9 protein-coding genes are annotated in these 11,930 nt (G+C 52.0%); 8 read left to right on the forward strand and 1 reads right to left on the reverse strand.

Features of this window, described 5'->3' with window-relative positions; genetic code table 11:
- The first annotated feature begins 59 nt into the window (after nt 1-59).
- From BUB16_RS18575 to agaR, 3 genes are all read left to right on the forward strand, one after another.
- Nucleotides 60-2,333 (forward strand): carboxypeptidase-like regulatory domain-containing protein, encoded by a 2,274-nt coding sequence (locus BUB16_RS18575; RefSeq protein ID WP_073067884.1) that lies wholly within the window; start codon nt 60-62, stop codon nt 2,331-2,333.
- A gap of 18 nt (nt 2,334-2,351) precedes the next feature.
- Entirely contained in the window at nt 2,352-4,574 is a 2,223-nt protein-coding gene (locus BUB16_RS18580) for an alpha/beta hydrolase family protein (RefSeq protein WP_073067886.1), read from the forward strand.
- A 242-nt stretch (nt 4,575-4,816) separates the two neighbouring features.
- Nucleotides 4,817-5,581 carry a transcriptional repressor AgaR gene (gene agaR, locus BUB16_RS18585; protein WP_073067888.1) on the forward strand — a complete coding sequence of 255 codons (765 nt, stop codon included), beginning with the start codon at nt 4,817-4,819 and terminating at the stop codon, nt 5,579-5,581.
- Between the two features lie 101 nt (nt 5,582-5,682).
- On the opposite strand, the gene BUB16_RS18590 is transcribed toward agaR, so the two are convergent.
- The gene (locus tag BUB16_RS18590; RefSeq protein ID WP_073067890.1) at nt 5,683-6,879 is read right to left on the reverse strand and encodes an SIS domain-containing protein; all 1,197 of its coding nucleotides are present in this window, start codon (nt 6,877-6,879) and stop codon (nt 5,683-5,685) included.
- A 203-nt stretch (nt 6,880-7,082) separates the two neighbouring features.
- On the opposite strand from BUB16_RS18590, the gene BUB16_RS18595 reads away from it, so the two are divergent.
- From BUB16_RS18595 to BUB16_RS18615, 5 genes are all read left to right on the forward strand, one after another.
- Nucleotides 7,083-7,736 (forward strand): RNA polymerase sigma-70 factor, encoded by a 654-nt coding sequence (locus BUB16_RS18595; protein ID WP_073067892.1) that lies wholly within the window; start codon nt 7,083-7,085, stop codon nt 7,734-7,736.
- Between the two features lie 193 nt (nt 7,737-7,929).
- Complete coding sequence (locus tag BUB16_RS18600) at nt 7,930-9,270, forward strand: Gfo/Idh/MocA family protein (protein ID WP_073067894.1); 1,341 nt, start codon at nt 7,930-7,932, stop codon at nt 9,268-9,270.
- Nucleotides 9,271-9,359: 89 nt separating this feature from the next.
- On the forward strand, nt 9,360-9,566 hold the full coding sequence (locus tag BUB16_RS21285) for a PQQ-dependent sugar dehydrogenase (protein ID WP_280173671.1): 207 nt from the start codon (nt 9,360-9,362) through the stop codon (nt 9,564-9,566).
- A gap of 143 nt (nt 9,567-9,709) precedes the next feature.
- Nucleotides 9,710-10,840, forward strand: a complete 1,131-nt coding sequence (locus BUB16_RS18610; protein WP_084088433.1) for an amidohydrolase family protein — start codon at nt 9,710-9,712, stop codon at nt 10,838-10,840.
- A gap of 297 nt (nt 10,841-11,137) precedes the next feature.
- Nucleotides 11,138-11,930, forward strand: a 793-nt coding sequence (locus tag BUB16_RS18615) for a sulfatase-like hydrolase/transferase (protein ID WP_211483231.1), incomplete at its 3' end; no start/stop codon positions are given.

The raw sequence follows: 11,930 nt of genomic DNA on the forward strand, positions 1-11,930 counted from the left end.
CCTGAAGTGATTTCAGTACTAAGAAGTCGGAAAGGTTATAATACAGATATGAGATATACATGAAAATAAATGGCAGCTATTATCGAACAACGTTCCTGGGGATGCTTCTTTTTGGGGCTGTGGCCCTTTGCAGCAGCGCAGTGGCACAGGATAAATCGGTCGGGTACATAGGAGGAGAGGGGAAAGGAGAATCACAGGGGCATCCCGGCGATCAGGTGACAGCCGTTACCACCCCGGGGGTGTATGACCGCGCGGGAACCACCTACAGGCTGACTCGTGACATTTCCAGCGCCCGGAGTGCGGTATTTCTCGGCAAGGATGTCACCCTTGACCTGAACGGGCATACGATTTACTATGCCGACGGCCCCTATGAACATCTCCCCAATATGGGCTTTGAAGAGGGGCTTAAAGGATGGGACGTGTCGAATGCCCCGGGCGCCGAAGTGTTGAGGACGAGCGACTCCCGCCCCTTTATCGGTGAGCACCTCCTAAGCCTGGAGGCCGGAGATGAAATTGTTTCTGAATACATCACCCTCCCCGAAGCCCGCCGCTCCTATTTTGCCATGGCCGGCATAACCGGCCGCCTGTATGAAGATATGGACGGCGGCCTGGACAACGACATGCGAATAAGCATCTACGTGGAAGACGAGTCGGGCAGCGAGGTTCGGCTGAATACCGAGTACAGCGACACCACCATGACGAGCGTCCCCGTCGAGCACCGGTCGCCGCGGCTGGGAGGGGGCGTGATTTATGCCCATCTCAATAACCTGCCCGCAGGAAAATACCGGGTGCGCGTGAAAGCGGAAACGGACTGCCTCGTGGACCAGATCGACATTCGTCCCGCCATGGATGCGGGCATAGGGATTGTGGGAAACACGCATCCCGTGGGACACTATGACCATTTGTATGAAAACAGGCACAGCGCTTTTTTCGATTATACCGGAGACGTATCGAAGGGCGCGCCGCCGGATAGTATACCACGCGTGGAGGGCAAGGGGACGGTAACCATCAAAAACGGCGTCATCCGCAGCGCTGCCCGCGGGGTGCTGTCCTGGGGCATTCAATCGACGGCGGAGGAGGTCAGGGTTATCCTGGATAATGTGAAGATCGTAACGTCGGGAATCAATGCCGTTGCGGTGGATGTGCCTCACGCCACCATTACACAGTCTACCTTCCGGGTGGACAACCCCTTTATTATCAACCGGCACGGGTCGCAGTTTTATGCAGTGGACCTACGGGGCGGCAGGGCCTCCGAAGTTTCCTTTTCGGCGTTTTACGGGGGACAGGGTTGCCTGGTTTTCAAAGGGGAGTACTCCAGGGTTCATAACAATTTCTTTGAAAACCACCAGAAGGTGACCAACCACTACAGCATCATGGCGATGGGCGATGGGTCTCAAATTTTTGAAAATGTATTTGAACCCGAAATCGGGTCGGGCATCGAGATTTTTCGTCACCGGAACATAGCAATCTTTAACAACCGCTTTGAAATTACAGCCGCACCCCGGTCCACCGAATACCACCACCGCTACAGTACGAACGGGATCCGCATTGCAGATTACGGGGCCGCCAAAGGGTCCCCGAGAGGCGCCTACGGCAACAAGGTCTACAACAACACCTTTGTGATCCGGGGGAAAAAGTACCACGAGTTTCCGGATTATACGCCGGTGGCCTCCGCGGTGTTTTACAGCGGCAGCGCCGGGGACGATCACTTTTTTGGTAATGATATTACCGTTGAACAACTGGACCCGCGGACTGATGCCGAAGCCCATGCTTTTTATATCGGGAATGCGGATGGAGGAAAATTTTACGACAATACCATCCGGTCGAATGTAACACCGGTGTGGATAGGGGTAAACTACGGGAACGCAGCAAACATCGATTTCTACCGGAACCGGTTTATCAAAACCCCGGAAAGCGCCGCTGGTTTTATCCCTGTAAAGATTGGAGTACCGGAGGGGGACAAAACCGCTGACAATATAACCCTGCGTTCCAATACGTTCAGAGACCTGGAATTTAGCGTGGACGTCGATACCGATGCCGGTGATCCGGCCGCGCCCCGTTATTCGGTATCCTGGACGCTCGAGGTATCCGTGCGGGATAGCAAAGGGCATCCCGTGGGAGGAGAAGAGGTCGCTGTTACAGATAACAGCGGAGAGGAAGTCTATACCGGCCGCACCGACGAAAAGGGATTCTTAACAACAGAATTGCCGGAATACAGCGCCGGCCGCTCCGGGAAGCGCCGGCTGTCCCCCTACACCGTAACCGTCGGGGACCTGCGGAAAGAGATACCCCTGACCAAAAACCGGAAGATTTCCTTTGAAATTCCGATTTAATAAAAATCCATCTTTGCCATGCGACATACGATTCTTACCCACAGGAAAACACCAGCAGTTCTCACCCTCAGTGCATTTATATGTGCACTTCTGTTTTCGCTTTTGTTGACCCCATCTCCGGCCCTGGCCCAGGAGTCCCTCAAAGTAATAAGGGGAACCTCCTCGAATAACAGCTGGAAAGCCTTCAGCGACGTTCGGAATTCCCTGTATAACCACCTGGCCGGACAGACATACCATGACCTGGAGAATCGATACCAGCACGTGAAGCAGATAACCTCGGCTTCCGGGTGGGAGGAACGGCAGCAGCAGCTCAGGCAGACCCTGGCGGAGATAGTGGGACCCTTTCCCGAAAAAACACCGCTTAACCCGCAAGTCACGCGAACGGTTACCAGGGAGGAGTACCGGGTCGATCACATCGTGTTTGAATCCCAGCCGGGCTTTTATGTGACCTCTTCCCTTTTTATTCCCCGGGATCTCGGTGATGAGAAAGCCCCGGCCGTTCTCTATGTCAGCGGACATACGCCCGACGGCTACCGGTATGAGGCCTATCAGCAGGTCATTTTGAATCTGGTCAAAAAAGGCTTCATTGTCTTTGCTATTGATCCCGTGGGACAGGGGGAGCGGCTGGAGTATCTCGATGAAGAGACGGGAGAATCCATGGTAGGGGGACCCACAAGCGAGCATTCCTATCCCGGGGCGCAGGCCTTTATTACAGGCAGCTCACAGGCCCGTTACATGATTTGGGACGGCATCAGGGCCATAGATTACCTGATGACGAGAGAGGAAGTGGACGCGGACAGAATCGGCATAACAGGGATGTCCGGCGGCGGCACCCAGACGGCCTATATCGCCGCTTTTGATGATCGCATTCACGCGGCTGCGCCGAGCAATTACATAACCAACTTCACGCGCCTGTTTCAGAGCCTGGGTCCCCAGGATGCCGAGCAAAATCTGTTTCACGCCGTAGCGAACGGCATCGATCACGCGGATTTTCTCGCTGTGCGGGCGCCCAGGCCGGCATTGGTGCTGTCGACCACGAACGATTTTTTCAGTATCCAGGGCGCGAGAGAAACCGCACGGGAGGTAGAAGAACTGTATAAGGTATTGGACAAACCCGGAAACTTCAGCATGGTCGAGGATATCGGAGGACATGAAGTGACCCGAAAAAACAGGGAAGCCCTGTACGCCTTTTTTCAAAACCACCTGGATAACCCGGGGAGTCCGGATGACACGGAAATAGAGGTGTTATCCGAAGAGGAGATCAGGGTTACGGCAGCGGGACAAGTGTCCCGGTCCTTCGGGGGAGAAACCGTCTACAGCCTGAACCGCTCGGAAGCGCAGCGGAAGATAAATGAGCTGGAGGAGGCCAGGAAAAATATCGGGGAGCACCTGCCGGACGTCCTCCGGTCGGCCCGGCAACTCTCCGGCTACCGGGAGCCGGCAGAGACCCGCGACCCCGTGTTTACGGGGCGCTTTCAGCGGGATGGATATATGATCGAAAAGTATTTCATGATGGGCGAGGGGGCGTATCCGATTCCGTACCTGCTGGTCATCCCCGACGAGTCCAATGGTAAGGGAATCATCTACCTGCATGAAGAGGGGAAAGCCGCCGAAGCCGGCAAGGGGGATGAGATCGAATGGTTTGCCCGAAAGGGATTTACGGTCCTGGCCCCCGACCTGGTCGGCATGGGGGAAACCGGGACTGAGAGCGGCGCCGGCGAACTCCGAAAAGAGTGGCGTGCGTCCATCCTCGCGGGCAGGAGCATCACCGGCATCCGTGCGGGGGATGTATCCAGGTTGAGAGAGCAGCTGCACAGCGACCCGAAAGTGAATATTGATGAAGTATACGGTGTAGCCCGAAAAGAATTGTCCCCGGTGCTGGTGCATGCAGCCGCCTTCGATCCGGAGATCGCCCGCGTAGCGCTGGTTGAGCCTTTATTCTCCTACCGGTCCCTCGTGACAAACCGCTTCTACCACACCGGCTTCGTTCACGCTGCGGTAGCCGGGGCCCTGCAGGCGTATGACCTCCCCGATCTTGCTGCCACCCTTGCTCCGAGAAAATTGATGGTCGCGAATGTCCTGGACGGTTTAGGAAAGCCTGCTGACTTAGAAAATATGGCGCGGGATGTCTCGATCGTTAAGGCCGCCTACCGGCAGAACGGCAACCGGGAGGATCTGATCTTCTTGGAAGGCGCCCCCCTGGCCAGTCCCGGCGAGTTGTTCGGGGAATGGATTGAATAAGGTAAAGCCGGTCCAGGTGGGCTTGCCCGAAGCGCTTACCTACCCTTGTGAACGTATGAGAGAGAAGGTTTTCACATTTGCATGAAGTTTAAAACCGGATATATAACGCAGAAACCTTGTTTTATGAGAAAAAATTGCATCCTATGGAATTATACTATTGCATTTTGCCGACTTATGATATATATAATTTACCAAGAGAGTATCAGGCAAATATAAAATTAAACGGCAACCTGTTTTTTTAAATGAAATCAACAGTTGACAGAAGGGATAAAATTTTAAGTAAAATACAAAGCAGGGGGGCGGTGCGTGTCGATGAGCTGAGTGAAGAATTCAACGTATCTGCGGTGACCATCCGAAATGACCTGGATTTTTTTGAAGACAAGGGATTAATTCATCGAACCTACGGCGGGGCGCTGCTGCGGAACAATGTCTATAATAATCCTTCCCTGGAAGAGAAGCAGACAATAAATATGGAGAAGAAATCGCGAATCGGCAAGTACGCAGCGGGACTGGTCAAGGATGGGGAGTCGATTATTCTGGATTCGGGGACCACGACGCGCGAAATTGCTCTCCGCCTGAAAAACAAAGAAAATATCACCCTCATGACGAATGCCATCAACATTGCGATGGAGCTGGCGGGGATTCCCACATTGCACCTGATGCTTACCGGGGGCGTGTTGCGGGACAAATCCTACTCCCTGGTGGGACCCGAAGCCGAGCGAACGATGCAAAATTATTATTTCGACACATTTTTTCTGTGTGTTGACGGGATGGACTTTGAACATGGACTTACGACCTCCAATCCCCAGGAAGCCCAGCTGAACCGCCTGATGGTGGAGCGGTCGAACAAGGTCATAGCAGTGACAGACTCGTCCAAATTCGGCCGCCAGAGCTTTTCCCATATTTGTAACCTGGCGTCCATTGAGTCCGTTATAACAGATGATCAGATATCCCGAGCCTGTGAAAAGAGACTCAAAAAGCGGGATATCGACGTTATAAAGGTATAGGTAGTATATAGTAGAAGGTGGAAGGTGTCCGGCGGGGAGGTGACAAGAACAGCAGGCAACAGGAATACTCCGGAGAACTGTTCTCTTCCCGCGGTATCGTATTAGCCGTTCAGGGCCTCGGGCGCATCCTTGTAGATCTTCACCCCTTCAACCACCCGTGAAATAGTGCCGTCCGGCGAGGGATTATCGGGATTGTAACCGAGCATCAGTGATTTAAAGAAGCCGATAATTTGGGCCGGCAGCGTGCAAAGAACCGGCCATAGCTCCCGGTGAATCGTATTACGCTGTCCCACCTGGATACAAAAATCCATATCGGATGTAATGCAGGGGCCTTCAGCTACCGCCAGGGTGGTCAGATCGAAGTCGTGACGGGCTACCTGGTCAATCAGATCTTTTTCATACCGGTTGATATGCTCATCATTCGACAGCAAATAAACGATAAGCGTTTCATTATTGATAATGGCTTTGGGACCATGCCGGAATCCCAGGAAAGAGTCAAATTTCCCCACCACCTGTCCGTCCGTCAACTCCTGCACTTTCAAATGCGACTCCCTGGCAATCCCCCAGTTCGTCCCGCTGCCCAAAAAGACGATACGGTTAAAATCAGACTCGGCAACGGTATGCATCATCGGGATATACTGGTCGAGCACTTGCTGCCCGTAGCTCGCCAGCATGTGGACCTGCCGGTCTATTTCCCCCGCCGGCAGTTCTTTTGTCCCTATCCAGGAAATAATAATTGCCGCCAGAGCCATACTGGTAAAACTATTCGTCATGGCCAGGCTTTGATCCTCCGCTTCCGGCGGCAGTAAAAATACACAACTGCGATCCCGGTCCTTCATCCCGGCCAGTTTCCCATTGGCATTGCAGGTTATGACAAGATGATACACTTCCTCACAATACTGGTCGGCCCGCTGGATAGCGGCGGTACTCTCCGGGCTGTTGCCCGATCGCGCAAAGGAGATCAGCAAAAGGGGGTGACTGGTGGCGATTCGCTCCTGAAAATGCGTTACAAGATCGGTCGTAGGTATGGCCTGGGTGGGACAGGAGAAGCTTTTGAGCCATGATGAGGAAACCGTATCGCCCAGAAAGGCGGAAGAACCGGCGCCCGTGAGTACGATATTTAAGTTCGCTTTTGATTGAAGGGGACGTAAAAAAGAAATGAGCCGGTCGGATTCCCGTTCAATTTTTTTTAAAACTTCTTTCCACGTAACCGGTTGCTGCTCGATTTCTGCGGCAGTAAAAGTACCCTTATTGCGGTGTTCTTTTGTCAAGTAGTCAGGATGCAGTAGTAAGCTCATATAACACAAGTTAGAAATTTTCTGCTATCTATATCTATGCGGCCCTCCCAACATATCCAAGCTATATTAGGACCATAAAATGAAAAGGAAAGGATAAAATATATACAAATAAAAAAAGAAAGAAAAGATAAAACTTGTATTTTATTTATCTTTTATTAAGTTAAAAATGATTTCTTCATTTTATTATGTGATGCCTGACAGATATGATTGATCCTGAACAGTCGGTAAAACGGAATTCGGATACCTCCCCTCCAACCAGTGAAAAGGAGTGGGTCAGAAGGGTGCGTGAAGCGGGTGATCGTTCCGCTTTCGAACAAATATTTCGTGCTTATTATAAACGTCTCCATGGCTATGCTTACAGTTTCGTATCCCAAAAGCAGGAGGCGGAGGATATTGTTCAGACTATATTTTTAAACATATGGGCACAACGGGAAGATTGGGACCCTCCGGGTACGCTAAAGCATTATCTTTTCGCAGCCATCCGTAATGAGGCATTGAACAGGTTAAGGCATCAGCAGGTAGTCCAAAAGACAGAAGATGAGGTAAGCCGCATATTCAGGGAGCTGAAAGAAAGTTCGGTTTCAGAAGAAGATGATGAACTCCGGGAGCTGCGAAAAGATATCCAGCGCGGCATTAATCAGCTGCCCCCCCGTCGGCGCAAAATTTTTGTCTTAAATCGACGAAGCGGATTAACCTACGCCGAGATTGCCGACTTCCTGGATATCTCGGTCAACACCGTGGGCACCCAAATGGGACGTGCCCTAAAATCACTGCGGGAGCATCTGTCCGATTACCTGCATGTGTTGCCGGTCGTTGTGGAATTAACGCCTCTTTTGTTGTACCTGAAGAAGTTGTGATTTTATTGAGGCTGTATTTATCTGCATCTTTATAAGTTGTGAGCAAATCTGTGGTCAATGAGTATGAGGCCTGGTACCCGCTCGGGGAGATTACTGTCCAGGAATAATGATTTATTCCAGAGACAATGATAGAGTTAACTCTAACTAACCCAAAGTCAAAAAATAAATTAGCAATCTAAACAAAAAAACACTTATGCCTGACGACACTAAAATAAGCCGCAAAGAGTTTGTAAAAAAAGCTACGCTAACCGGAGTAGGCGTTTCGGTAGCTCCTTTTTCTATTGTACAAGCAAAAAATAATCAAAAAGTCCGTATCGGGTTTATAGGTGTCGGGCTCAGGGGCACAAGCCATGTTGAAGGCCTGGCTGAACGTCCTGACGTCGAGATACCTGCGCTTTGTGATATCAGGAGAGATAATGCCCTGCAAGCCCAAAAAATAGTTGAAGAGGCGGGGTTGCCATCGCCGGAGTTATATACGCAGGGAGAAACCGACTATAAGAGGATGCTCTCGCGTGATGATCTGGATGGGGTTATTATCGCTACGCCCTGGCTATGGCATGTTCCCATGGCGGTTGAAGCGATGAAAACCGGCAAATACGTCGGTTTGGAGGTCCCGGCAGCTACCACCATTGACGGCTGTTGGGATTTGGTAAAAACATCGGAAGCAACCGGGATGCCCTGTATGCTTTTAGAAAATGCCTGTTACTTTCGCAATATCCTTGCGGTCCTGAATATGGTTCGGGAAGGAGTATTCGGAGAGATGATTCATGCAAGATGTGGATACAATCATGACCTGGTTTCAAATAATGTGCTGATGACCGAAGGGGGCGATTTTGGCCCGGGTACCGGGGCAGAATCGAATTGGCGCACCCGGCATCATATTAATCGCAATGGCGACCTGTATCCCACCCATGGTATCGGACCTGTTGCCCACTGGATGGATATTAACCGCGGCAATTGTTTTAAAACCATTACCTCGACTGCCACAAAATCCCGCATACTTCACGACGAAATTGTAGAACGCGGCGGACATAATCACCCGAAGGCGGATATTGAATTCAAGCAAAGTGACCTGGTAACCTCAACAATCACGACGGCCAACGGCGAATCTATTATCGTAACGTTCAGCACGACTCTTCCACAGGTACATGATCAGGATTACAGGTGTCAGGGCACCAGGGGAATATGGCAAATAGGCAATAACTCCATTTATCTGAAAGGAGTAAATGCTTATGACGAATGGGAGCCGTTCGATAAATATCAAGAAAAATACGACTCAATTCTTTGGAAAAAAGAAGGCGAAAATGCCTCCGGAGAATCGCACGGAGGCATAGATTATTTTGTTAGAAAGGCCTTTGTCGAATCCATTAAAAAGAATACCACTCCCCCCATTGATGTTTATGATGCCGCAGCCTGGAGCTCGATTATCCCGTTGTCCGAAGAATCAGCTGCTCAGGGGGGACATCCTGTGGAATTTCCGGATTTTACAGATGGCAAATGGATGACCAACGAGCGTATTTTTGCTACTCGATAAAAGTCTCCTTATACCATTCGCTGTAGTTGTTGAGGTTTTCAAGGTATTTCTCCGCTTCCAGCAGTTGTTCATCATAGATAAGATAGGACATATCCGGCCTCCGGTTTGCAAAATGGCGGGCCCTCGCCCACCGGTTGCTGATGCGTAGTGTGATAGAAGGAGAACGGGTTGTCGGGGAAGAAACCCTGCTTGAGGGTATCGGACGCGTAAGGAGTGTCCGCCTGGCTCCGGATGGGTTCCTGTACGTGATGACAGAAGACAACGGGCTTGTCGTACGGCTGGTTCCCGTAGAATAAACAAGCCCTTATTTAAAAAAAGGTAGAAAAAAATAGAAAGAGTTTTAAAAAATTGGTAATCTGCAACATAAAATCTTATATATCCTGACCTGCGGCTCACACGATATTATTTTTAAGGTTTCACAAATCAACCTGACAGACCTATGGAAAAATTTATTACGGTTCATCCTCAACTTCATCCTCAACATCTTTTATTTGTACTGGCGATGCTCCTGCTGCCGGCCTCATTGTCGGCCCAGGAGGGGGAGGGGGAGCTGAAACTGCTGGACTGGGAGCCCGAGACCCAGATGGTGGTCGGGGAGACGGAAGTACTGCAGCCCAGGTTTCCGGTCATTGACATCCATAATCACCTGCGGGATCTGGACAGGGCGGAAGAGTATCTCGAGGAGATGGATAAGGCCGGAGTGTGGAAGACGGTGAGCCTGGACGGACGCTCCGCCGATGACTTCTACAAAGAACACCTGAAGGCTTCCCGGGAAGTCTCCGAAGAGCGGTTCCTGGTTTTTTTCAGACCTGATTTCAGCAAAATCGACCAGCCGAACTTCGGGGAAAACGAGGCCCGAAAGCTGGAAGAAGCCGTAGAGATGGGCATCCGGGGCATAAAAATAGCCAAGTCCCTCGGCCTGAGCCACAGGGACGCAAGCGGGGAGCTGATTAAGGTCGACGATCCCCGCATCGATCCGATATGGGCGAAGGCCGGCGAGCTGGGGATTCCGGTCCTTATGCACATTTCAGACCCCAAAGCCTTTTTCACGCCGATCGACCGGCACAACGAGCGGTATGATGAGCTGGGCGCCCATCCCGACTGGTCCTTCTACGGGGAGGAGTACCCGGCAAAGGAAGTCCTCCTGCAGCAGCGAAACCGTGTGATCGCCCGGCATCCCAATACCACCTTCATTGCGACCCACATGGCGAATCTGCCCGAAGAACTGGGACGCGTATCGATGTGGCTGCAGCAGTACCCGAATATGTATGTGGATATCGACGCGCGAATCAGCGAATTGGGACGCCAGCCGTATACGGCCCGGAGGTTTATGATCGAGCACCAGGACCGCATCCTGTTCGGAACCGACACCCCGCCCGATGCGGAGGCCTACCGCGTCTACTACCGCTTCCTGGAAACCGATGACGAGTATATCAATGCCGATCCCAGCCACCACCGGCAGGGACGATGGAGGATATACGGACTCTACCTGCCGGATGAGGTGCTGGAAAAGATCTATAATAAAAATGCGCTCAAGATCCTGGGCATGTACAAAGGCAACAGCAGGTAGAGGTTTCACAAATCCCGGCGGTCACCCCGGACGCCGTTGAAAGCTTTCCGTTCAGAAGCCGCAGCCGGTATTCGCAAAGTGCCCCCGGAGATTGGTCAACAGGCTCAGAAGGAGAAATGTAATGGTTTTTAAAGCCTCCGGATTATACTTGCCGCCGCGCTTGTATTTACAGCATCTTTTTTTAAGTTGCGGTGCCGGCCGAAGGAGTGTTTGCATATCCATGCATGAATCCAAAAGACGGACGGTATTACAATTTCCCGCTATATGGTATTATACAATGCATAAGATAAGCTATAAATGAAGATGAATATAAATATCGATATCCGCTTCGTTTTTTCCCTTTTAATTGTGAGCGTGCTTGCGGGCTGCTCGCCGGACAACAATGGGAATATGGATGGAGAGGGGGAGAGGAAGAGCTCTGATCCCGAATCCCCGAACATCGTGTATATCCTGGCCGATGACCTGGGGTATGGTGATATAGGGGCGTACGGGCAGGAGAAGATCGAGACGCCCCATATCGATGCGCTGGCCGAAAATGGGATGACCTTCACCCGGCACTATTCCGGCGCGCCGGTCTGCGCCCCGGCCCGCTACATGCTGATGACCGGCAGGCATCCCGGCAAGGCTTATGTGCGCGGCAACGACCCGATGGCGGAGCGGGGCGATGTCTGGGATTTCAAGGCGATGTATGAAAACCCGGAACTGGAGGGCAATGTGCCGATCCCGGACTCAACCGTTACCATTGCGGAAGTGCTGAAAGAAGCCGGCTATCGAACCGGCCTGGTAGGCAAATGGGGACTGGGTGCGCCCTTTACCGAGGGACTCCCCAACCGGCAGGGGTTTGATTATTTTTACGGTTATGTATGCCAGCGCCAGGCTCACACCTACTACCCGTCCCATCTCTGGAAAAACGAGGAGCGGGTGCATCTGGACAACGAGCTGATTGATCCCCACCAGGGGCTGCCGGAGGGGGCCGATCCGAGCGACCCGGCCTCCTACGCCCGGTTTCACGATCAGCCCGACTACGCGGCGGAGCTGATGGGCGGGGAGGCCCTGCGATTTATCGGGGACCAGAGCGGCGGGGGAGACG

This window comes from Fodinibius roseus (genome assembly GCF_900129315.1).
Taxonomy (GTDB): domain Bacteria; phylum Bacteroidota; class Rhodothermia; order Balneolales; family Balneolaceae; genus Fodinibius; species Fodinibius roseus.

Bases quoted from the DNA above. Each gene is read 5' to 3' on its own strand.
- agaR (WP_073067888.1), top strand. From the start codon at position 4,817: ATGAAATCAACAGTTGACAGAAGGGATAAAATTTTAAGTAAAATACAA.
- BUB16_RS18580 (WP_073067886.1), top strand. From the start codon at position 2,352: ATGCGACATACGATTCTTACCCACAGGAAAACACCAGCAGTTCTCACC.
- BUB16_RS18610 (WP_084088433.1), top strand. From the start codon at position 9,710: ATGGAAAAATTTATTACGGTTCATCCTCAACTTCATCCTCAACATCTT.
- BUB16_RS18575 (WP_073067884.1), top strand. From the start codon at position 60: ATGAAAATAAATGGCAGCTATTATCGAACAACGTTCCTGGGGATGCTT.
- BUB16_RS18600 (WP_073067894.1), top strand. From the start codon at position 7,930: ATGCCTGACGACACTAAAATAAGCCGCAAAGAGTTTGTAAAAAAAGCT.
- BUB16_RS18590 (WP_073067890.1), bottom strand. From the start codon at position 6,879: ATGAGCTTACTACTGCATCCTGACTACTTGACAAAAGAACACCGCAAT.
- BUB16_RS18595 (WP_073067892.1), top strand. From the start codon at position 7,083: ATGATTGATCCTGAACAGTCGGTAAAACGGAATTCGGATACCTCCCCT.